The following is a 21,432-nucleotide window of genomic DNA, read 5'->3' on the forward strand; positions in this document are numbered from 1 at the left end:
TGCTGAGCTACCTGGAGTATTGCTCCTGGTGGCCGCTGGCGTGTTCGAGCAGCGGTGACAGGCACTCAGCGTAGTACGCCATGATTTCGGCGAAAGTGAGCAACTCCGGCCCGTCGACTGATGCACCTTGCGCGTGCTGCGGTACTGCCGGGTCCACTCGGCAGAGAACAGGTTCGCGGCTGACATCGTTGGCCGTCAAGGTTGCAATTCCCCAGGGGCGGCTGGGCTCGGACACGGAAATGCCTGCCGCGTCTAAGGTATCCCGCAGGACATAGTGGGTGACTGTGCGCCATGACTGGAGAAACGGCGGCTGCAACTGTTCTATGAGGTCATCGTCCTGGCGGCGATAGGCGTCCGCGAGAGCAGCCGTTAATCCGTCCCACTCATTGGCGTCCCGGACCATAAGGTGCGCGGTCCTCAAGCGGTCGATGGTTTCACTGAACGTCATGGCAGTCCCCAAACTTCCCGTCGTTTTTACCTGCCCCGAGGGGCAAGCCTGACCGCCGTCGGCATGTCACTATCAAGAGAACGGATGAAGCCGCAGCATGATTCCCGGAAACTCCCAGCGCTCTGCTTGTTGGCCTGCCAGCGACATTCCTCGTCCGCCTAGCAAATCAGTAGCCTTACTAATAGGGTGGCTGTGGGGAAAGACCCCCGGACATGAAGTTGAGTCCAGGCACAAGGAGAAGTGAGGCCCGAATGACTGAAGAACAAGCCATCAGCAAAGTCACTGACATCATCAACGACTCCAAGATCGGAATGCTGACTACCGTCAACGAGTCCGGCGCACTGGTCAGCCGGCCACTGGCTGTTCAGGAAGTCAAGGACGACGGCGACATGTGGTTCTTTACGGGACTGGGAACCTCGCAGGTTGCCCACGTCCGCCAGGACCCGCGAGTCAATATTTCCTTTGGCAACAAGACCGAGTGGGTCTCCGTGGCAGGAACTGCCGAGGTAGTCACCGATCGGCAGAAGATCCACGAGATGTGGAATCAGGTGGTGGAGGCATGGTTCCCCGATGGCCCTGACACTCCTGAGGTTTGCCTGCTGCGCGTTGACTCGGACTCGGCAGAGTACTGGACCAGCCCGGGTGGAACGGCTGCTACGGTTCTTCAATGGGTCAAGTCCAAGGTCACAAATTCCCGGTTCAGCGTGGGCGAGAGCGGCACTGTGGAACTATGAGCCGCCGTGGTTGACGCCGAGCGGTTTCGGGTTCTCCTGGAGGAGGAACGGAATCGAAAACTCGAGCTGCTGAAGGCGCTGCGAAGCGACATTACCTCAGTGAGTCTCGCCCGTCAGGATTCCAATGTGGACGACGAACACGATCCCGAAGGCAGCACCATAGCGTTCGAGCTATCTCAGGCGTCTGCCCTCATGGGCCAAAGCCGGGTTGGTTTGGAGCAGATTGAAGAGGCGCTGGCGAGGATCGCGGATGGAAGCTATGGGCGGTGTGCAATCTGCGGCGTCACCATTCCCGAAGGCAGGCTCGAGGCCCGGCCCTGGACTCCCTTTTGCGTCGATCATGCCTCAGGAAAGCGAAATTAGCTGACGAAGAAGCTGGTTCAGCTGGACATGCCCGGTGACACCGGGACGAATTCAATGCCCTGCTGGACCTTCTTTTTGGGGCCCCTGTCAAAGCCTTTGGCGTCCAGATGATTCGCCGCACGGTAAGTCGCGAGCGCTTCGTCATAGATCTCGTTGAGCCGCCGCGCGGTGAAGACCTCCTCGGTCCCGTCAGCAAAAACTACGGACACCTCGGTACTGGCGGGGAAGTGCCTTTTCATCCGGATGAATCCTTGGGCGTCCTGGTGCAGGGAGATCACGTGGCAACCGCGCTTTCAGTAGTGGTGGTTGATGTCAGTCTTCCGTACTTAAGGCGCATCCGCAGCAACGGCCCGATCGGCCGCTGCGCTCTGCTTCCTGCTGGCCAGCAGGAACGGAACAGCTATGAGCTCGATGACGCCCGCCATTGCCAGTGATGCCGGGTAGCCGTAGAGATCGGCTCCCCGGCCCAGGACCGGCTGGATTACTACGCCGCCGCTGGAACCCATCAGTGAATCAAAACTCAGGACGGTGGCCCGCTGCTTGGACGGGATCATGTCGTTGACGTACGCCTGCCGGACGGGCGTGGCCGCGGAACCCACAATGGCCCAGAGTGCGAGCAGAACCAGCGCCACCCAGAAGATCCGAGTGAATCCCAGGATCAGCAGGATGAGGGCGCCAACCACTGCACTGATGATGAGCACGGACGTTCGCTTGTGGAACAGTTGCCGTGCGTGCGGGGCCAGCCAGCCCCCGAGGACCTGCGATCCGGCCACGATCGCCGCGGCCAAACCCGCGATGGAATAGGCCTTCGGGTCGCCAAAGAGGTCCAGCAGGTAGGGCTGCAGTGCGTAGAAAACATAGAACCCGACACCGGCAGTGAAGGGCGCTGCCAACATCACGTAGCGGACGGGCGGGTTCTTCAATCCGTTCTCGATCGACGCCGACAGCACCGCGCGCGTGGCACGGAGGGGGTGCGTCGAACGTTCAGGCGAGAAGCCGACGTCGTGCATGAGCCCAAAAGCGACAGCAAACATGGCGAGCAGCACCAGCACGCGCAGGAGGAACGGGACGCCTAGGTTTGTGGCTTGGGCTATGACCCCGCCTGCCACCGAACCAAGAAGCATCGCTACCCCCTGAACCATTTGCCCACGGCCTAGCACTGATTCCAATCCGCCGTGGTACCCCGAAAAGCGCAGGGCATCGACGAGCCAGGCCTCAACAGCGCCGGAAAAGAACGTGAAGCCGAGGCCCAGGAGGACCGAGACCACAGCCCACATCCAGAACGGCGCGGAGATCTGCCACATCACAAAATACAGATAGGTGGACACAGCCAACGTCACCGTTCCCAGCAGGAACGAGACGCGCCGTCCCCACCCATCAGCAATCACGCCCGTGGGTACTTCGAAAAGAACCATGCCTGCAGTGAAGAAGGCATTGGCGGCAAACGCCTCCAGATTACTCAAGCCCGCATCCAGCAGGAAAAGGGTGTTGATGCCCCAAATGAAGGAGGCCGCAATGGTATTGCCCAGCGTCAATGTCAGGTAGACGCGTTGGATCTTTCGGGCGGCGTCATTCAGGGTGTCGCCGCCCTCACCGGTGCGGGGAGGGACCACCAGCTAATTCTCGTCCCGTCTGCTGTGCTCCGCCAGAGCTTCCGGTGACTGCCTGCTAGTTTTCGTGACTGGTTGGGATGTCCTGGGAGGCTGCCCATTCGCTGACATCCCGGCGTTCAATGGCCGCAGCCATCATGTCCGGGAAAAGATCCGGAGTGCATGCGAACGCGGGCACACCGATGCCGGCAAGCGCTGCCGCGTGGCTGGAGTCGAAGGATGGATGGCCGCTGTCGCTCAAGGCCAGCAACGCGACCATGGTTGTGCCGCCGCCCACAATGGAAGCGGCACGACGCAGCATTTCTTCGGCTATCCCGCCCTCGTAGAGGTCGCTGATCAGCACCAGGATGGTTTCGGCGGGTTTGGTGATCTGGTCCTGACAGTAGGCGAGTGCTCGGTTGATGTCCGTGCCACCGCCCAGTTGCACGCCGAACAGCACGTCCACCGGATCGTCCAGGTCCTCGGTCAGATCCACCACTTCGGTGTCAAAGACCACCAACCTGGTACTCACTGACTTGAGCGAGCTAAGGACAGCTCCAAAGACGCTGGAATACACCACTGATTCAGCCATGGAGCCCGACTGGTCGATGCACAAAATGATCTCGCGCTGAATTTCAGTGCTGCGTCGTGCGTGTCCATGGAGCCGCTCGGGCACCACCGTCCGGTATTCGGGCTGGTAGTGCTTGAGGTTAGCGGCGATGGTCCTGTTCCAGTCGATATCCCTGTGGCGTGGCCGGCGTGTCCTTGCGGAGCGGTTGAGCGCCCCTGAAACTGCCTGAATCGTCTTGGCACGCAAGCGTTCTTCAAGCTCCTTGGTAACCTGCCGAATCACCGATCTGGCAGTTTCCCGGGACTCCTCGGGAATGACCCGCCCCAGACCTACCAAGGTGCTCACCAAGCCGATATCGGGTTGGACTGTCCGGAGCATTTCCGGTTCCAGAAGCAGCTGCCTCAGTCCGAGCCGGTCCATGGCATCGGCCTGCATGACCTGGACCACCGAGGAGGGAAAGTACCCACGGATGTCGCCAAGCCATCGGGCCACGCGTGGACTGGACGAGCCCAGTCCACCGCGCCGGTTGGACCCTTCACCGTAGAGCTCTTCCAGCGCCTGATCGCGTCGCACATCATCCTCTGAGAGCTGCACCGGCACACCTTCCCCTGTCGAGATGCCGTCAGCATCGTGCCCGCCCAGGACCAAACGCCAACGGCTCAACCGGTCACGCCCGGACCCGGGTGAATCATCCGGTGCGTCCGGGCTACCTGCCACAGCTGCATCGTCGCTCATGCGATCGCCTTCCATCCCAGAATTCGTGCCATGGTTCCCAGCGCCGGGCCCGCTCCGGACAGGTCCATGGGGGAGGGCTCAACGTCGACGCCGGCAGAACCGACCCGGCTCAACTGCTCGCCGATTTCGCGCCGCTCAGGCCTGCTGAACGCCGAGAACGTTCTCCGGATCAAAGGCAAGACGTCCTCAAACACGTCATCGTGCACGCCGTCCACCCAATCATCAACGATCTGCAGGAGCCGCCGATCATGGATCATCAAGGTCGCGTCGCCGGACAGGAGGCCATCCAGCCAGGCAGCGGCATCAGGGGCCGGTGTGGCAATCGACAAACGTCTGCTCAGACGTGACGCAACATCAGTTCCTTCCACCAGCCCCGCATCCAGCAGGAGCCGGGTGGCCCGTCCGGCCACCGAGCCATGAATCGTGTCCGAGTGTGCCACCGCTGAGAGGGCAGCATGCCAGTCATCCAACGGCAACTCGGGCAGGAGGGTCATGCCATCTTGTGCCCGGTCAATGGCCCGGCGCATCACACCAGCAGCATCGTCATCCAAGCCGGCGCAGGCAGTGGGCAGTCCAACACACGCACGGACTACAGTCGCCTGCAGGATTTTCCGGACATCGCTCACGTCCACCCCGCGCACGTTGCCGTACCTGCAGGTGCGGGCCAGCGGGGCGATGGTTTCCAAGAGGGGAGGAGCGTCCTGCTGCAGCGCAGTACGTTCAGCCAAAGCGGACACGACGCCGGCGATGCCGTCGGGTAATTCGGCCAGGAGGCAACTCTCCAGCAGTCTGCTCAGAACGGGCAGGCTTTCGGCCGCCTGCGCCTGCTCGGAGACGTACGTGGCTGCTGCTGAGGCGACGGTGGTGCCGTAGCGGCTCGCTTCCACCACTGAAACAGCCAACTCGGGTTTCCACGCCAACGTCCATGCTTCTTTGAAGGTGCCAGTGGTCCTGCCGGCGTCAGCTGGCTGTCCCCAGTCCACGCCCAGCAGTGACAAACGGTGGAGGAGCACCGAACGGGCCAACTGGTTCGGCTTGCGCAGGTCCAGGACCATGACCTCTTCCATGGCACTGGGCTTCATGCGTAGCTTGCGCTGCGTGGCGCTAAGGTCCGCTGCCAGCGGGAGCGTAGGTACGGAGTCGGGAACGTTCCCGAGCTTGCGCCCAACAGTCAGTTCACGGTGAACCAGGGCCAACGGCAGGGGCGAACCGTCGCACAGGACGGTCTGCGCGGCATCGTCCAACTCCGGTAAACCAGGGCTTGGCCGTCCACGGACGGCAGCCAACGCCGTAGCCATCCTGCTGGCCTCCACAATGGAGGCCGTGGAGGCGTCCAGGTTCTCTTTGCGCAACGCATGGGCTACCCGGACAAGCCACGTGGTGGCAACATCCTTCGTGGGTTCCTTGGCCGTCCAGTGTGCGAACAGGTGCTGGTACCAGCCCGGCGCAGTGACCCCTGCTCCGTATCCGCTGCCCAGGCTGAGCCGGTCCGAGGTCCATGGAACCCAGGTGACTGACACTTTGGCCTTGGGCAAACCGGCGAGGACTTTGTTGTCGGCGGACACCGAAGGGAAACCGGCGGGTACCAAGGCCGGTGCGTGATAGGCGCCGCATACCACTGCGATGCGTTCATGCCCTTCGCGCATGGCAGCGCGCAACAAGCGCCGCATGGCAGCTTCCCGGCGGTTATTCTCCAGGACGTCAGGATGTTCCGGGGGACGCTGATCCATGGCTCGGATTTCCGTGATCGCCTCGATGAGAGCTTCAAAGCGTTCAACGGGGTCCGTGTTCCGGTGCTCCACGGCGTCTTCCCACCATCGTTCCGCGTCGCTGTAGCCTGCAGCTTCGGCCAACATACCAATCGCGTCGGGCCGGTACGCCTGCTGCTGGATGACTGAATGATCCTTGCCGCCGTCCGGATGGTTCACGACGACGGCGGCGGGCTTAGCGTCGACGTCCGGATGGTTCCCGACGACGGCGGCAAGCCCCCCGCCGTCGTCGTCGGAGGAGGCTACCGCAGGTTCCGTCGTCGCCGACGCGTCAGTGGAATCTTCCTCGGCCGAAGCCGCCGCCGCTGTCGCGGCGCGTTCCTCTGAGGCCCTGAGTGCGAACGTGTGTGCGGCGGGCAGATCGATGGCACGCACAGGTTTTCCGGTTGACAGAGCCCAGCGGATTGCCACCCACTCCGGTGAGAAGGAGGCCATGGGGTAGAAGGAGGCCAATCGAGGCTCGTCCACCGCGTAGATCAAGCCTGCGACGGGTGGCACCATGTCCGGATCCGTGACCAGCGGGATGACCTGGTCAAGCTCCGGTGGCCCTTCCACCAGCACCACATCAGGCCTAAGGGTCGCCAGGGCTTCCGCGACGGAATGGGCCGAACCCGGACCGTGGTGCCGGATCCCCAGAATGTGGACGTCTGTCATGTTTCAGTTGGACGATTCGAGGTCGCGGCAGGCACGGTACAGGTCTTTCCATTCGGGCCGGTTCCTCACCACGGTCTCCAAGTACTCCTGCCAGACCACACGGTCCTGCACGGGGTCCTTGATTACTGCGCCCACCAAGCTGGCGGCCACATCCTCCGCACGGACTGTGCCGTCTCCAAAGTGTGCGGCCAGTGACAGCCCGTTGGTCATCACGGAAATGGCCTCCGCTGTGGACAACGTGGCCGACGGCGACTTGATGGTGGTGCGCTGATCCTGCGTCACTCCTGACCGGAGCTCGCGCATCACGGTCACCACCCTGCGGATCTCGGACAGTGCAGCCAAGTCTGCCGGCAGCTCCAGGGACTCACCCAGGCTGCGGACACGGGTGGTGACGATCTCCACCTCTTGGTCAATGCTGTCCGGAAGCGGCAGGACCACCGTGTTGAACCGGCGGCGAAGGGCGGAGGAGAGATCGTTGACGCCCTTATCGCGATTGTTCGCCGTGGCAATCACGTTGAAGCCCTTCCGTGCCTGGACTTCCTCGTTGAGTTCTGGAATGGGCAGCGTCTTCTCGCTCAGAATCGTGATGAGGGAGTCCTGCACATCGGAGGGGATGCGGGTCAGTTCCTCCACGCGCACCAGGCTTCCTGTCTCCATGGCGCGCATCACCGGCCCCGGAACCATGGCGGCGCGGGAAGGGCCATCGGCCAACAAGCGGGCGTAGTTCCATCCATACCGCAAGGCCTCTTCGGGGGTACCCGCGGTGCCTTGCACCACCAAGGTGGACGAGCCGGAGATGGCTGCCGCCAGGTGCTCACCAAGCCAGGTCTTCGCGGTTCCCGGAACACCGAGCAACAGCAGTGCGCGGTCTGTTGCCAGTGACGCCACGGCGATTTCAACCAGGCGTTCGGAGCCAAGATACTTCGGAGTGATCTGAACACCGTTGGCTAAGGTTCCACCGAGGATATAAGTGGTGACTGCCCATGGGGAAAGACGCCAGCTGGGTGGGAGGGGGCGATCGTCAACAGCATCCAAAGCGCTGAGTTCATCGGCGTACGCGTTCTCTGCGTGGGCGCGAAGAACCTCCGTGGCGTTCTGGGCATCGGTCATCGGAAAGCCTCCGTCAGGGATTGTTTGAATGATTGGTATTGGACCGCATCGCGCAGAACACGGCGCCGTGCAGCGTCTTTATCTGTTTCTGCCAAAAGCAGCCGGCAACGTTCGGTTGCCTCGGGCGGCAGCGCCGTGGGTAAGTCTTCGGACAGCATGGCGGCCAAACGGCCCCCGTCCTTGCCGGAAATTACTGTCAGTACCGCATCCGCCAACGGCACGGACCACGGTTGCGGCAGGTCTTGCAGGAGCGGTGCCAAGGTCAGCGGTTGGTCGTTGCTTATCCTGACATGCCTCTCCAACCAATGGGCCCGCTCCGCCGGAGGGAGACAATCCAACAGCCTCCTGTCCGTCACGACGGTGAGAAGCCCACGGGCCCACTCAACATCGTTACGGGCAGCAGTTGCAGCAATCATCGCGTCCAGGATGCGGGGTTCGTCCTTCAGCAAGGAGGCGGTGGCCGAACGGTTACGGCCTGTCACCGACGTCCATACGTCCAGCGGCGCCCCCTTAATGATGGCTTCCAGCCGGGCCATCCGATCCGGTTCGCCCTTGCGGGGGTCCGCGGGTACTCCGTCCCGCAATGCGTCCTTGTCGGGGTCCGGAGGGAGATCGATTTCCAGCCGTTTGCTCAGAAGCCCCTTGACCTGCAGCAAGGGTTTTAGCCGGGCGGCCATGCGGGTAGCGCGTGCACTCCTGGGGAGCTGGTCCAAAAGCCGAAGAGCCACTTCCCGTACGCCCTTGGCTTTGTCATCCAAGGCCCGCTCCAACAAGGCTTCGTCCTCGTCAAGGAGGTTTCCAGCGAACAGCGCCAGATTACCTGCCCGCTCCCTGGCGCTGAGCGACGTCCAGTTCTCTTGGAGCTGGACCCGCGCAGCTGATGCATCACGGTTTCTGAGGACGTCATAGTCCGCCGCCGCGTCAGAACTTGGTGCGCCGGTCCTTTGGCTGGCAGGCTCTTGTGAAGTCGGGCTCTTGATCTCCTGCATCCACCGGCCACGGGTTCCTATGGCCGGCTCCAGGCTCCTGAAAACAGTGGATTTAGTCTCAGCCAACGTCAGCAACGCCGGCAGCAGCCGGTGAGGGACCCGGCGTCGTGATTCTTCGGCTAACTTCAGCCAGTCCGCTACCAGCTGGGTCCTCAGCTCAAGACCCACGGGTGGCTGGGTCAGTAAAAGGTCCAAGAGCCTGGCGGCTTCGCCGCTGGCTTGTGGCTCCATATCAGCGGGGGCCGGCGAGAAAACTCCGGTGATGGGCACGGCGGAGGCTGACCGTGTGGCCCGGGTAACAACGTCTGCCAAGGCGGCTTGATCCAACAGGAATTCCTCCCGGCTTTGGCCCTCGGGGGCGTGAAACCCCATCTCAGCGGGCGGAAGGGGAGCCTCATGCCGGCCCGTACCCACTAACGCTGCCGTTCGCAGATCCGTCAACCACATCACGGGGTCACCACCATGGAGTCGACGACGACGGTCAACGGACGCAGGCGGCCATCTTCCAGTTCACCGAAAATATCGGCCGCATGGCCGCCGGTCAGTGCCAGCAGCGAGTCCAGGGGAGCATCCACCAAGGGAAGTGCCTCGCCATTCGGATCGTGCAGCCACCCCCTGTCCTCGGGGTTGATGATGACTCCTTCCAACAGCACGGGATGCCTGGTCCGCCACGGCGAGACGGCAACTGCAGCAGACTCCTGTTTGAGGGCCTGCCCGATGCTGTTGCCCTGTCCAAGGCTAGGGGCCGCGCCCAGGGGATTAACGGGGCCAGTGAACATGGCGCGCTGCGGTGCTGTACCGGGGTAGCGGGCAATTGTGACATCCAGCAGAGCCCCGGCAAGTTGCGGGGCAGCCAAACCCTGGCCCTGTGCGGCGAAGTCGAGGACCACCACTACCGTCCCGTCCGGGCCTTGAAGCCAGGTCCGTTGTTGCTGCAGTCGTCCGTCATCGCTCCGGTGGGCACCCAGAACCAGCCAAGGACCCGGCAACTGCTCAGTGTCCTGTACATCGGCCGACGCCGTGGACCACCCGAGGGCAGCCTTGACGTCAGCGAACTCATCCGGAGATAGATTGTCCCTGGCTGACCAGGCCTTGGTGAGTGCCCACCAGCGGCCCGCATGGAGGAGAAGATGGTCAGACCAGTCCGTCCTGCCATGGATTTGGGAAGCCATGTCACGTACTTGCTCGGCCAAACCAGGAAGTTGGGAGTCCACCAAACGGGCTGCGACGCCATCCCACCACGAATACGGTTGCTTGCGGGCGGCGGCGAGGCCTGTCCGGACCAGGTCCGTCAGCCAGCGCGAAAAATCATCTACCCCCGCGTCCATCAGCGCGAGCCGCGCAGCGAGACGTTTTGCCTGCGCTTCCGGATCGGCGGGCTGCTCGCTTTGCCGGCGTTCCTTGGCAGTGGCGCGGTCGGCCCGTTGATCGGCCCACTCCTTGGCGAAATCCGCAGTGGCGGCTCCTGCTTCGGCTGCTTCACCCCGGGACCACAGGAGGAGCAGTGCCAAGGCATGCTTGCAGGGGAACTTCCGACTGGGGCACGAGCAGCGGTAGGCGGGCGCTACGATGTCAACGCTGACTTGGTACGGCGTTTTTCCGCTGCCTTGGCACCTGCCCCAGACAAGGACATCATTGCTGCCGGAGTCCGACCATGGGCCGGGATGCGCCAGCTTCCGTGCCGCCGCCAAGGAAGATGCGTCCGGGGCGGCTTTGATGACTGTCTCTTCGCTCCAACGCCCCATGAGTTTTATTCTGCCTGACGGCTACGACAGTTTCACACAGGACCCGCTGAGCAGCTGTGGCCCTGCGCAATGCTGGCTCTATGCAATGCTCTCCAACAAAGCAAGAACGGCCCGGATGCTCACAGCTGTGCGAGCATCCGGGCCGAAGCCTGCCGGGCATTTGTTAGTGCCAGAGTCCCAACGCAAACTCCGCGATGACCGTGGAGAGCAGGAAGGACGCCGTGATCGCCACCAAGCCAACGGGAATGATCTTCCACCCGATGTTCCGCAACAACGGAATGTCCTTCCCGAGTGACAAGCCAGCCAAGGTCAGCATCACGGTGGCTATGGAGAGGAAGTCGACAGTCTTGACGGCCTCATTCAAGACGCCGGACCCAAAGAACCACGGGCTCGAAACATAGGCGCCAATAGTGGTGATGAAGACAATGGCCGAAACCTTCCGGGTGATCTTGGCCAGCAGCAAACTGACCAAGACCAGAGCCAACATGATGCCGTATCCAGCCAGGATGGAGACACTCAGGCCCTTTGCGGCCACGGCTGCAGTGCCAATACCCAACACCGTCAAGACAGACAGGGAAAGCCATAGCGGCAACTTCATTGCCGCGGAAGACTTCGCTACCTCTTCACGGAAGCGGCGGTTCTCCTCGGCCTGGACCTCGTCCTGTTCCAGCTCAGCTGCGGTGCGGGCCTGTGGAGCCGTGCCGGCTCCGACCTTCTGCGATTCCTTGTTGCGGGTGAGTACCTTATAGAACTTGTCAGCAACGGGCAGTGCGATATAGATGCCTACGTAGACACCCAGGATGGTGGTGATCAGGTTGGAGACTGCTGCCATGCCCAGAATGGCTTCCTGGTCACCCGGGTAGGCGGCAATGATGCTCGCGGCAGAGGCCGCCATCATGGAACCCGAACCAACGCCCGCACCCATCGCAAGGGCCAGGGGATCGAAGATCTTCCAGTTGGCCACCAACGATGTCAGGAGTGTGATGAAGATGGCGCCGAACAGGGTACCGAAAACATACATGGCCAGCACGCCGCGGTATTGGTCGGAGTCAGGACCGTACTTCTCAGAGACCATGGCGAACGACGGTTCGCGGTCCAGCGAGAACGTGGCGCCCACAGTGGCCTTGCCCATACGCAGCAACACAGCGAGCGGCAGTGCCAACACGATGGTCCCCAGCAGATGGCCCACTTCCTGGAGGAGCAGCGCGGGGCCGGCCTTGATCAGACTCGGCAGGCTTGGGCCGATATTGAAGGCGAGCCTGGCCACCAGGAGCAGGACTGCCACGCCAACAAGGGCGGCGGCCACACGCTGGAGGTCCAGGCCCAGCGGCTTGAACTTCTGGATGGAAACCAGCAAGCCAAGGATCAAGCCCCAAACCATGGGGAAAATGATGATCGCACCAATGCCGAGATCAATCTTGGCCTGGCCGATGAACTGGACCGCAAGGGCAATGACAAACGCCAGCGCGGCAACAGGAAGCGTCAGCCGTGTGCCGGCCTTGTCCGTCCGCGTGGTTTCGGTGCTGGTGCTCATGATGATGCTTCCTGAATCGTGGCTTCGCGACGGTAGGCCGCCTTAACGAAGCGATCTCTCTGTTGGGGATTGGTTGCAGCGCCCGCCACCGTCCAAGCCAGTGCGATGGCTGCCTCGAACATCACGGCGTACGCCTCGGGTGTGTTCGCAAGGGCCGCGAAGCCATGCGAATGGATGGGAACGTTCGCGCCGGGAATACTGAGCCATGGATGCAGCGATGGAATCACTTGGGAGATATTTCCCATGTCCGTGGAGCCTCCGCCCATACCCGCCGCCGGAGAAGTGTCCTTACCGAACGCGTCCATGGCTTCTGTCCAGTGGGCGGCAAGTTCCGCATCCTGGATCAGCGGCTCGTAGAGCGGTTCCGCGGCAGTGATTTCCAAAGTGGTTCCTGTGGCAATTGCTGCGCCTTCAAAACACCGCCTGACCCGCTCGAGCAACGCTTCGTACTCCGGAAGAGTAAAAGCTCGGCACTCGAACGGAACAACGGCGTGATCCGGGATGATGTTGGTGACATGCCCGGCCTCAGCCACATAGCAGGCAACCCGGTGATCACCGGGAATCTGCTGACGAAGCAAACCGATGGCTACCTGACTGAGCACGGCCGCGTCGCCGGCATTGACCCCCATATGCGGGGCGGCCGCAGCGTGGGCGGCCTTACCCGTGAAGACAGCCTCGTAGCGGCCCACAGCTTGGGCGGTGGTCCCCGCGGGGTTGTACGTAACGCCGTCCTGCACAGGGTGGACCATCAGAGCCAGCCCAACTCCGTCAAAGGCACCGCGCTCCAGCATCAGCACTTTGCCGCCGCCATGCTCCTCAGCCGGCGTGCCGATCGCCTTCAACGTAATGCCGAGGTCGTCCACGTGGGGAAGGAGAGCGAGCGCAGCAGCTACAGACGCACCCGCGATGAGGTTGTGTCCGCAGGCGTGGCCCACAGACGGCAGCGCGTCGTACTCGACGCACAGGGCAACAGCCAGGTCACCGCTTCCCGCGCTCGCAGTAAAGGCTGTGGGCAAATCAGCCGTTCCTTGGGTGACATCAAAGCCCCCTTCAGACAAAAGGGACGTAATTGCCTCAGCTGCACGGACTTCCTCGAAGGAGATCTCAGGATTGGCGTGCAGATCCTCTGACAGTGCCCGCACTCGTGGCTTCCACGTTGCGACGCCATCCGCGAGCGCTGTGCGAAGGCCTTCATCCGGGGGTGTTGTGTTGGTGGTTTCCATGGTTCTTCCTGCTAGTAGGACAGGGACGGGAAGGGGGAGCCGGCCGCCCGTGTGGGCACCCAGACTGCTTTCGTCTGGGTGTATTCGTCCAGGACACCCGGGCCGGAGGAGCGGCCGTGTCCGGAATCGCCGAAGCCACCAAAAGGAACAGCAACGTGGATGGTCTTGTACGAGTTGATCCAGAAGGTCCCGGCCTTCACTTCGCGGGCGATGTGATGGGCCCGGGAAATGTCCGATGTCCAGACGGCGCCGGCCAATCCGAAGGTGGTGTTGTTGGCCCTGGCGATGGCCTCAGCCTCGGTGTCGAAAGCGTCGGCCCCCACCACGGGACCAAATACTTCAGTGGTCTCCAAACGGTTCGCTGGCGATACGCCGTCCAGGAGCGTGGGCATGACCCAGTGCCCGCCGGCGAGGTTGGAGCCAGCCAATGATTCCGGCAGCGCTGCCTCCGTAAGGCGGCGGCCGCCGTCGTTCATTCCTGCCTCAATCAGCGAGGTGACGGTGGCAAACTGAGGGGCCGTGATGATGGGGCCAACCTCGGTGTCGGGGTCCAGCGGGTCGCCGACGCGGAGCCGGGCAGCGCGTTCGGCCACCATTTCCACGAAGCGGGCATGCACGCTGCGCTCTACAAGGAGACGGGAGCCGGCGACGCACGACTGGCCCGCGCCGGAGAAGATCGCGGAGATGGCACCATCGGCAGCCCGCTCCAAATCGGCATCTGCGAACACGATGTTGGCGCTTTTGCCGCCAAGTTCCAGCAATGCTGGAATGCCGGCCTGCGCGGCAGTTACGGCGACACGGCGTCCTGTGGGGACGGAACCAATGAAGCTGACTTTGCCGACGCGTCGATCCGAGGTCAGCGTGGCTCCAACGGTTTGTCCCAAGCCTGCAGCGACGTTGAAGACGCCGTCGGGGAGTCCGGCCTGGTGAGCTAACTGGGCGAGCCGGACGGTGGTGGCGGGCGTGAATTCACTGGGCTTGATGATGACGGCGTTGCCTGCAGCCAGCGGAGCGGCTGAGTTCCAGCCTGCGGTGAAGAGCGGAGCATTCCAGGGCGTAATGGCCACCACCACACCCCAGGGCACGCGCTCGGTGTAGGTATGCCAGGGGCCCGGGACGGGAATCGTCTGGCCTGTCAGCTTGTCTGCCCAGCCTGCGTAATAGCCGAACATTTCAGCAACCTTGGACGCTTCGACGCGGGCATCGCGGATGGGTTTCCCCGTGGTGGCGGATTCGAGGATCGCCAATTCTTCGGTGTGGGCTTCCACTACCAGGCTGACGTTGCGGAGGATGGCGGCTCGTTCGAAGCCATTCAGGGCCCCCCAGGCGGCGGCGCCGCGGACGGAGCTCTCCAGGATGGCGTTGGCGCCTTCACTGCCAGGATCGGCGTACGTCGCAAACGGTTCACCCGTGGCCGCCGACGTCAGGGTAATGGTGTCGCCAGATCCCGGCACCACCTTTCCGTCCAGGAAGGGGCCAAAACCTGCGGGGAAAGCTGCGCTCAGGACTTCACGTGCTGTGGTTGTGGATGATGCAGCGGGGGCTATGGTGATGCTCAAAGTAGTTCCTTCTCTTGCTGGAATGGCTACACTGCGTGCGTGGTGTTCGGGGCGCCGGCAGGAGTCACCGCGGGCGCCACCGTCCTTGCGATCTCGGTGAAATCGGCGGCCGGGCCAAGGGCTGCGAGGGCTGCCTGCCATTGGCCGGCGGCCGCCGCCAGAAGGTCAGGCTGTTCGCCGACCTGCCGGGCCATGTCGATGGCGAGTGCCGCGTCCCGTGCCATCAGGCCGAGGGAGAATCCGGAATTGTGGGTACCGGACAGTACCCAGTTGGGGTACATCGCGGCGGAGACTTTGCTCCCGCCGGAGGCGTTGCTGATGCTGGCTGCCGCTACGGCGGGGTCGATGCCGTAGGCCTTTGCCACACCGAGGGCTTCTCCGACGGACACCAGATTGGCTGCAGCGAGGACGTTGTTCAACAGTTTGACCACGTTGCCGCTTCCGGGGCCGCCAATGTGGGCGTACCTGCCACCTGTGAGGGCGTCAAGGACGGGTTGCGCGGCCACCACGGCAGTTTCAGTTGCTCCTACGAATGCGCTCAGGGTGCCGGTTGCTGCTCCGTCACGTCCGCCCGACACTGGGGCATCCACGAACGCTGCCCCTTTGGATTCGGCCAGGGCATCCATGGCCTTGCTGGTGCCTGGCTCGGAGGTAGTGGTGTCAATGATCGCGATGGTCCCGGGTGCCGAGAGGAGCGTGGGAACTGTTGCTTCGACGATCTTGGCCGAGGGGAGCGACAGGACCACGTAGGGGGTGCCAGCGAGATCCTTGAGTTCGGCCGTCGTCGATATTCCCGTTTCGGCGGCTGCTAGTCGCGCTGCTTCCGAGGGATCGAAACCCGTGACGTCCCAGCCAGCGCTGTGGAGGGTTGCAGCCATCGCCCCTCCCATGGATCCGAGGCCGATAACGGCTATGCGTTGGTTGTTGCTCATGAGGAACTCCTAGAGGGGATTTTGTAGCGGGAAGTGTCTGGGGGCCAGCCGCGGATATCAATCCAGGTAGATGTCCAGGTCTTTCCAGAGTTGCTGGGTTCGCCGGATGGCAGCGCGGCTGCGCTCGGGGTGGGCCGCTTCCATGCCGGCCAGCAGTCCGTAGACCATGGAATTTGCAGCAGTCACCGATTGGAAGAAGGAGATTCCTTCCGAAGCGACAACCAGCAAGTGATCTGCCGCTGCGGCGAGGCGGCCACGGCGCATATCGCTGATGGCGACGACGGTTGCGCCGGCTTGTTTGGCGGCTTCAGCAGTGACGATGATCTGCTGAACGGACCGCCACATATTGACCACTACCAGAACATCACCGGGACCCAGGCTGTTGGCTGCCGAGGCAAGGTGGACGCCGCCCCGATTTTCCAGGGTGATGGGGTAGCCCATGGTGGTACCGAGGTGGGCCATGACGCTTGCCGGTCCAGCGAAGGATCCGATGCCGATGGCCGTGATGGACCTTGCAGCTGCCAAGGCCGCGATGGCGGCCTCGACGTCCTCGGCGTTGTTGGACTCAAGTGTCAGCCGCAGGTTGTCGATGTCGTGATTCAGTGCGTCATGGAGGGGACTGCGGTGCTCGCCGTGTTCCAGCAGGGTGTCCTCAGTGGAGATCATCACCAGGTAGCGGGAGCGCAGTTCGCGCTGGAGGTCCGGCCAGCCTCGGTAGCCCAGGCGCTGGGCGGTGCGGACAACGGTGGAGTTGTTGACGTCTGAGCGCTGGGCAATCTCTGCGATGTCCGCGTAGGAAGAAAGCTGGGGATTTCGGGCGATGACCTCCACTACCCGCGCCTGGGATTTGGACAGCGCAACCTCCGGAAGTGCGTCGCCCAGCCATGCATGGTCCACGGCTTCCCGTGCCATGGGGGCGGTGCCGGCCTCTTCTTGCTTGGTTGTCACGGTCTTTACTCCTTGTAACCCACATCACTCTGCAAACTGCATTGCATTTAACATACTCTGCAATTTGGTTTGCGACCAGTGTTTTGCGTTACAGGCATGTAAACCTTCTAAATTCGCAGCCAGCGGCCTTTAAACAGCAAATGCCGGGAAGCCCGCAACGGGGCTCCCCGGCACTCCTGCCAATCCCTAGGCCTGGTTACTCACCAAGCCGGAAGCAGCATTCCTGCCTGCAGCTGGGTTCCCCTCCTCACCCTGCGTCGACAAAAGCGGCGCGAAGAAGTCGCCGAGTTCCGCCGTCGCTGTCAAAGGCAGCACGTTGGCGACGTACTGGTCCGGGCGGACCACCACCACTACACCGTCGCGGCTGAGCCCACGTAGTTCGAAGATGTCAGCGTTGGGATCGGTGCCGAACACTTTCTCCAGGTAGGTGAGCTTGTACGGTCCAACGGTGGGTTTGAACGCCGCGGGCACGGCGTTGATGTCCACTTCGGTGTGGTCCTGTTGGTAGATCACCTTTACGTCGAACCAGGCGTCGCGGTCAGCGTCCGACGGCGTCGCGGCCAGCGGCGAATCCGGCGAGTTCGCGATCCACTCGGCGAAGTCCGCCACCGGGCCTTGCGCTCCGGCCTGCGCAGCGTCGGCGAACACGTAAATGCGCCAGCGGCCGTCCGCCTTGGCGTGGTGGCCCAAGTGCATGGGGTTGGTGTCGCAAACCCTCTGGACTGGCGCTGATTTGAAGCGTTTACCCACGGGGAAGCCAGTGGCAAGGTCCTGGTGCTGCGCCTCGGCAACGAGCATTGAGGGCGCGTATTGGGTCATGAAGCCAGCAGGGAACTCGGCGGTGCTGGTGTAGAAGGTTTCCAGTTCCGCGGGGTCTTCGAACTCTTCGGGCTTCTTAGCCATCAGCGTGGACCACTGTTTGTCGAAGTCGATGAGGTTCTTGGCCACCACCTGGCGTTCAGCCGAGTAGCTGTCCAACAAGCTTTCAGGGCTGCGGCCCTCCAGGACGTGGCCGAGCTTCCAGCCGATGTTGAAACCGTCCTGCATGGACACGTTCATCCCTTGCCCGGCTTTGGCGCTGTGAGTATGGCATGCATCGCCGGTGATAAACACCCGCGGGGTGCGCGTACCGCGCTCCTCCGGCAGAACGTCGTCGAACCTGTCCGTGAGCCGGTGACCAACCTCGTACACGCTGTGCCACGCCACGTTGCGAACATCCAAGGTGTACGGGTAGAGGATGTCGTTGGCTTTCTGAATGATCTGCTCAATGGTGGTTCGGCGCACGGCGCCCTTGTCGTTGGGATTGACTTCACCCAGGTCCACGTACATGCGGAACAAGTGCCCGCCCTCGCGGGGAATCAACAGGATGCTGCCGCCGGCGCCGGACTGGATGGCGCATTTGGTGCGGATATCCGGAAAATCGGTCACAGCGAGCACATCCATGACGCCCCAGGCGTGGTTGGCCTGATCTCCGGCGAGGTGACAGCCGATCGACTCACGAACCTTGCTGCGGGCGCCGTCTGCACCCACCACGTACTTGGCGCGGATGCTGCGCTCCTGGCCTTCGTTGGGCCCGGAGGTGTGACCCAAGGTCACCTCCACCGGGTAATCACCCTCGCCGGTGACGTTGAGGCCCTGAAACTCATAACCGTAATCCGGCGCCATGCGCGTGGGGGAGTTGGCCATGAACTCCGCGAAGTAATCCAGCACGCGGGCCTGGTTGACGATCAGGTGCGGGAATTCACTGATTCCAGCAGGGTCATCCACAGCCCGTGCAGCCCGGACAATCCGGGAATGATCGGCCGGGTCCGGCTTCCAGAACGCCATCTCCGTGATCCTGTACGCCTCTGCGATGATGCGCTCGGCAAATCCGAAGGCCTGGAATGTCTCCACACTGCGGGCCTGAATGCCGTCGGCCTGGCCGATCGCCAAACGCCCGGGGCGACGTTCAATGATTCGAGTGGTGATGTCCGGGAACTGGGAGAGCTGCGCCGCCGTGAGCATGCCCGCAGGGCCGGTGCCCACAATGAGAACATCAACCTCGTCGGGAAGCTCGGCCGGGCGGTCGATACCTACGCCGGCGGCCGGCTCAACTCGCGGGTCACCGGATACATAACCGTGATGGTGAAACTGCACGGGCTTTCCTCACTTCTTTGTGGGCTACTGCACTAAAAGATGTTCGATAATAGAACAGCCTGTTCTATTATCGCTCAGTCAATCGTAATGCGGCTCACACCCGCGTTCAAGTCTTTGACGCGTCTTATGTAGGAACCTTGTATGGCTTCCTGCGGTTCGGGGTCCTGACATGTCAGGATCAGGTATGCCGCGACTGATGCTCTTGGACACCGCCTCCTTGTATTTCCGCGCCTTCTACGGCGTACCCGATTCCATTCGGCGGGCCGATGGAACGCCGGTGAACGCAGTGCGGGGATTGATGGACATGATCGCCCGCCTCACCACCGACTACGAAGCCACACACTTGGTGGCCTGCTGGGACAACGATTGGCGACCCCAATGGCGCGTGGACCTCATCCCCAGCTACAAGCAGCACAGGGTGGCTGAGATCGTCCCACATGGCCCGGATGTAGAAGTTGTCCCGGACCCGCTTGAGGCGCAGATTCCCATGATCCGCCGAGTCCTGGACCTCGCCGGGATCGCTGTAGTGGGCGTTGACGAGCACGAGGCGGATGACGTGATAGGCACTTACGCGAGCCTGGCGACCTTCCCGACGGACGTGGTAACCGGTGACCGTGACCTTTTCCAGCTTGTTGATGATGACCGCGGTGTCCGTGTCATCTACACCGCTCGTGGCATGAAGAACCTGGAAGTTCTCACCGACGTCGTAGTGGTGGGCAAGTACCGGGTCCTGCCCCAGCAATACGCCGACTTCGCAACACTTCGCGGCGATGCCTCCGACGGACTCCCCGGCGTCGCCGGAATCGGCGAAAAAACCGCGGCGTCGTTGCTCGGTACCCATGGATCGCTGGAAGGGCTGCTCGAGGCGGCGGAAGCTTCCGACGGCGATGTCTCGGCTTCGGTGAAGGCCAAGCTGTCCGCTGCGGCTGACTATCTCAAGGTGGCCCCCACGGTGGTGAAAGTAGTGCGTGACCTGGAGGTTCCGACACTTGACGAAGCGGGCGCGGAACTACGCCCCGTCACCGGCGAGGCGAGAACTGAACTTGAACACTTAGCCACCGAGTGGAACCTGGGCGGCTCGGTCAAAAGGCTGCTGGAGGCGCTGGACCGGGCCCGCTAAGGGACTCCGCTCACAGACTCCAGTTCACATTCACAGCCGAATGACAGGTTCGAAACAGCCTGGGCTGTGGTGGGTCTCCCATGGTGTTAAGAGGACGGAACCAATGACCGTCCCTCAGACGCCAGCCGCATCGACGGCTCATTGAGGAGAGGCATATGTCGAAAACCAAGAGAATCACCCTGGGAGTTGCAGCCGGAGCACTGGCACTGGGCGCAGGTTTGGGTGCAACCGGTATAGCGACGGCGGCCACCACACCATCGCCGAGCGCTACCTCGTCACCCGGCACCACGTCGTCTACAGATGCAGGCACCCCGTCAGATCGTGGGGGAAAGCCAGGTGGACACGGCCCGGGTCGGGATCGGGGTCAGATAGCTGCTGAGTTGGCTACCAAGCTCGGCGTGGACGAAGCCAAGGTCACTGAAGCCTTGAAAGCGTTCCGTGAGGCGAACAAACCCACCACGCCTCCTGCCCAAGGAGCGGAAGGAACCAAGCCGGACCGTACAGCACAGGATGCTGCCCTGGCGAAGTCGCTCGCTGAATCATTGGGCGTCGACGAAGCCAAGGTCACCACGGCCCTGGAAGAAATCCGGGCCGCAGGCCAGGCGGAACGTTCGGCCGCTTTGAAGACCAAGCTGGACAAAGCGGTAACGGACGGCAAGCTGACCCAAGCCGAAGCTGACGCCGTGACCAAAGCTGTCGAAGCCGGGGTCATAGGGGGAGGCGGCCGCTAGGCCACCTGAAGTCAATTTCAACTAAAAAGGGTCCCACGGACACATCCGAGGGACCCTTTTTAGTATCGCCTGCAGATGGTCATGCCACCGGGCCGGAACTGTTGTCGCGCATCTCACTGGGCTCCACACCCCGCACCGCTCCTCACTGGTCCCCACACCCCACCCGGCACCTCACTCCCGGGCACGCCTGACTTACGCCGCGCTGTTCCCGACGCGGCCGGGTTTGGGTTCGTTGGGGGTGGCTGCGCTGAGCATCAGGTCGCATCTCACGCCCGGGCACGGCTTTGAGTTACGCCGCGCTGTTCCTGACGCGCGCCGGGCACTGCGTGTAGGTGCGGTGGAACTGCCGGTGAGCACATTCCGAGGCCCTAAAGAACGAGGTCGGCCCTACCCAGCTACGGACCGCGAAGGTTCACTTTCACATCCGACATCCGGGCACTGTCATCCCGCACCCGGCCGCCCCCAACCCGTCTTTGGGCGTGTTTATGTTCTTTGGGGTGTGTGGTGGTGGTTTCGTCGGGGTGTTTGGTGGGGGTCGATGT

The 21,432-nt window shown here is 62.6% G+C and carries 18 protein-coding genes; 4 read left to right on the top strand and 14 right to left on the bottom strand.

What is annotated here, in order from left to right; translation table 11 throughout:
* Nucleotides 1–7: 7 nt before the first annotated feature.
* Nucleotides 8–448 (bottom strand): hypothetical protein, encoded by a 441-nt coding sequence (locus tag CQ020_RS08635; RefSeq protein ID WP_258141786.1) that lies wholly within the window; start codon nucleotides 446–448, stop codon nucleotides 8–10.
* A 251-nt stretch (nucleotides 449–699) separates the two neighbouring features.
* Here CQ020_RS08635 and CQ020_RS08640 point away from each other — a divergent pair, with 251 nt between their 5' ends.
* Together CQ020_RS08640 and CQ020_RS08645 are read left to right on the top strand one after the other, a co-directional pair.
* Nucleotides 700–1,182 (top strand): pyridoxamine 5'-phosphate oxidase family protein, encoded by a 483-nt coding sequence (locus CQ020_RS08640; RefSeq protein WP_105691473.1) that lies wholly within the window; start codon nucleotides 700–702, stop codon nucleotides 1,180–1,182.
* Nucleotides 1,183–1,188: 6 nt separating this feature from the next.
* On the top strand, nucleotides 1,189–1,545 hold the full coding sequence (locus CQ020_RS08645; protein ID WP_105691474.1) for a TraR/DksA family transcriptional regulator: 357 nt from the start codon (nucleotides 1,189–1,191) through the stop codon (nucleotides 1,543–1,545).
* Nucleotides 1,546–1,562: 17 nt separating this feature from the next.
* Here CQ020_RS08645 and CQ020_RS08650 read toward each other — a convergent pair whose 3' ends face one another.
* The 13 genes from CQ020_RS08650 to CQ020_RS08715 form a co-directional block, all read right to left on the bottom strand.
* A complete protein-coding gene (locus CQ020_RS08650) occupies nucleotides 1,563–1,823 on the bottom strand; it encodes a hypothetical protein (protein WP_024820945.1) in 261 nt (86 codons plus the stop codon).
* Between the two features lie 48 nt (nucleotides 1,824–1,871).
* Nucleotides 1,872–3,158, bottom strand: coding sequence for an MFS transporter (locus CQ020_RS08655; RefSeq protein ID WP_105691475.1), 1,287 nt, complete (start codon nucleotides 3,156–3,158; stop codon nucleotides 1,872–1,874).
* A 55-nt stretch (nucleotides 3,159–3,213) separates the two neighbouring features.
* Complete coding sequence (locus tag CQ020_RS08660; protein ID WP_258141787.1) at nucleotides 3,214–4,440, bottom strand: VWA domain-containing protein; 1,227 nt, start codon at nucleotides 4,438–4,440, stop codon at nucleotides 3,214–3,216.
* Nucleotides 4,437–6,863 carry a DUF5682 family protein gene (locus CQ020_RS08665; protein WP_219844480.1) on the bottom strand — a complete coding sequence of 809 codons (2,427 nt, stop codon included), beginning with the start codon at nucleotides 6,861–6,863 and terminating at the stop codon, nucleotides 4,437–4,439. Before CQ020_RS08665 ends, CQ020_RS08660 begins: the two co-directional genes overlap by 4 nt.
* 3 nt (nucleotides 6,864–6,866) lie before the next feature.
* On the bottom strand, nucleotides 6,867–7,973 hold the full coding sequence (locus CQ020_RS08675; protein WP_105691477.1) for an AAA family ATPase: 1,107 nt from the start codon (nucleotides 7,971–7,973) through the stop codon (nucleotides 6,867–6,869).
* Nucleotides 7,970–9,409 carry a DUF5691 domain-containing protein gene (locus tag CQ020_RS08680; protein WP_258141790.1) on the bottom strand — a complete coding sequence of 480 codons (1,440 nt, stop codon included), beginning with the start codon at nucleotides 9,407–9,409 and terminating at the stop codon, nucleotides 7,970–7,972. Before CQ020_RS08680 ends, CQ020_RS08675 begins: the two co-directional genes overlap by 4 nt.
* Complete coding sequence (locus CQ020_RS08685) at nucleotides 9,409–10,707, bottom strand: SWIM zinc finger family protein (RefSeq protein WP_105691479.1); 1,299 nt, start codon at nucleotides 10,705–10,707, stop codon at nucleotides 9,409–9,411. Before CQ020_RS08685 ends, CQ020_RS08680 begins: the two co-directional genes overlap by 1 nt.
* A 163-nt stretch (nucleotides 10,708–10,870) precedes the next feature.
* Nucleotides 10,871–12,241, bottom strand: a complete 1,371-nt coding sequence (locus CQ020_RS08690; protein ID WP_105691480.1) for a DUF3100 domain-containing protein — start codon at nucleotides 12,239–12,241, stop codon at nucleotides 10,871–10,873.
* Nucleotides 12,238–13,464, bottom strand: coding sequence for an amidohydrolase (locus tag CQ020_RS08695; RefSeq protein ID WP_105691481.1), 1,227 nt, complete (start codon nucleotides 13,462–13,464; stop codon nucleotides 12,238–12,240). Before CQ020_RS08695 ends, CQ020_RS08690 begins: the two co-directional genes overlap by 4 nt.
* A gap of 11 nt (nucleotides 13,465–13,475) precedes the next feature.
* A complete protein-coding gene (locus CQ020_RS08700) occupies nucleotides 13,476–15,023 on the bottom strand; it encodes an aldehyde dehydrogenase (RefSeq protein ID WP_105691482.1) in 1,548 nt (515 codons plus the stop codon).
* A 26-nt stretch (nucleotides 15,024–15,049) separates the two neighbouring features.
* A complete protein-coding gene (locus tag CQ020_RS08705; protein ID WP_105691483.1) occupies nucleotides 15,050–15,955 on the bottom strand; it encodes an NAD(P)-dependent oxidoreductase in 906 nt (301 codons plus the stop codon).
* Between the two features lie 57 nt (nucleotides 15,956–16,012).
* On the bottom strand, nucleotides 16,013–16,867 hold the full coding sequence (locus CQ020_RS08710; protein ID WP_258141791.1) for a MurR/RpiR family transcriptional regulator: 855 nt from the start codon (nucleotides 16,865–16,867) through the stop codon (nucleotides 16,013–16,015).
* 222 nt (nucleotides 16,868–17,089) lie between these two features.
* On the bottom strand, nucleotides 17,090–19,039 hold the full coding sequence (locus CQ020_RS08715) for an FAD-binding monooxygenase (protein ID WP_258141788.1): 1,950 nt from the start codon (nucleotides 19,037–19,039) through the stop codon (nucleotides 17,090–17,092).
* Nucleotides 19,040–19,208: 169 nt separating this feature from the next.
* Between CQ020_RS08715 and CQ020_RS08720 the strand changes: the two genes are divergently transcribed.
* Both CQ020_RS08720 and CQ020_RS08725 read left to right on the top strand, forming a co-directional pair.
* Nucleotides 19,209–20,159 carry a 5'-3' exonuclease gene (locus CQ020_RS08720; protein WP_105691485.1) on the top strand — a complete coding sequence of 317 codons (951 nt, stop codon included), beginning with the start codon at nucleotides 19,209–19,211 and terminating at the stop codon, nucleotides 20,157–20,159.
* A gap of 155 nt (nucleotides 20,160–20,314) precedes the next feature.
* On the top strand, nucleotides 20,315–20,890 hold the full coding sequence (locus CQ020_RS08725; RefSeq protein ID WP_105691486.1) for a Clp protease N-terminal domain-containing protein: 576 nt from the start codon (nucleotides 20,315–20,317) through the stop codon (nucleotides 20,888–20,890).
* The last annotated feature ends 542 nt before the right edge of the window (nucleotides 20,891–21,432 follow it).

This window comes from Arthrobacter sp. MYb23 (genome assembly GCF_002979775.1).
In the GTDB taxonomy this organism is placed as follows: Bacteria; Actinomycetota; Actinomycetes; order Actinomycetales; family Micrococcaceae; genus Arthrobacter.

What these genes read in the sequence shown, in the direction of transcription:
- CQ020_RS08660 (WP_258141787.1), bottom strand. Translation starts at nt 4,440, where the DNA reads ATGAGCGACGATGCAGCTGTGGCAGGTAGCCCGGACGCACCGGATGAT.
- CQ020_RS08720 (WP_105691485.1), top strand. Translation starts at nt 19,209, where the DNA reads ATGTCAGGATCAGGTATGCCGCGACTGATGCTCTTGGACACCGCCTCC.
- CQ020_RS08640 (WP_105691473.1), top strand. Translation starts at nt 700, where the DNA reads ATGACTGAAGAACAAGCCATCAGCAAAGTCACTGACATCATCAACGAC.
- CQ020_RS08680 (WP_258141790.1), bottom strand. Translation starts at nt 9,409, where the DNA reads ATGTGGTTGACGGATCTGCGAACGGCAGCGTTAGTGGGTACGGGCCGG.
- CQ020_RS08685 (WP_105691479.1), bottom strand. Translation starts at nt 10,707, where the DNA reads ATGGGGCGTTGGAGCGAAGAGACAGTCATCAAAGCCGCCCCGGACGCA.
- CQ020_RS08635 (WP_258141786.1), bottom strand. Translation starts at nt 448, where the DNA reads ATGACGTTCAGTGAAACCATCGACCGCTTGAGGACCGCGCACCTTATG.
- CQ020_RS08695 (WP_105691481.1), bottom strand. Translation starts at nt 13,464, where the DNA reads ATGGAAACCACCAACACAACACCCCCGGATGAAGGCCTTCGCACAGCG.
- CQ020_RS08725 (WP_105691486.1), top strand. Translation starts at nt 20,315, where the DNA reads ATGTCGAAAACCAAGAGAATCACCCTGGGAGTTGCAGCCGGAGCACTG.
- CQ020_RS08690 (WP_105691480.1), bottom strand. Translation starts at nt 12,241, where the DNA reads ATGAGCACCAGCACCGAAACCACGCGGACGGACAAGGCCGGCACACGG.
- CQ020_RS08675 (WP_105691477.1), bottom strand. Translation starts at nt 7,973, where the DNA reads ATGACCGATGCCCAGAACGCCACGGAGGTTCTTCGCGCCCACGCAGAG.
- CQ020_RS08665 (WP_219844480.1), bottom strand. Translation starts at nt 6,863, where the DNA reads ATGACAGACGTCCACATTCTGGGGATCCGGCACCACGGTCCGGGTTCG.
- CQ020_RS08710 (WP_258141791.1), bottom strand. Translation starts at nt 16,867, where the DNA reads ATGGCACGGGAAGCCGTGGACCATGCATGGCTGGGCGACGCACTTCCG.
- CQ020_RS08705 (WP_105691483.1), bottom strand. Translation starts at nt 15,955, where the DNA reads ATGAGCAACAACCAACGCATAGCCGTTATCGGCCTCGGATCCATGGGA.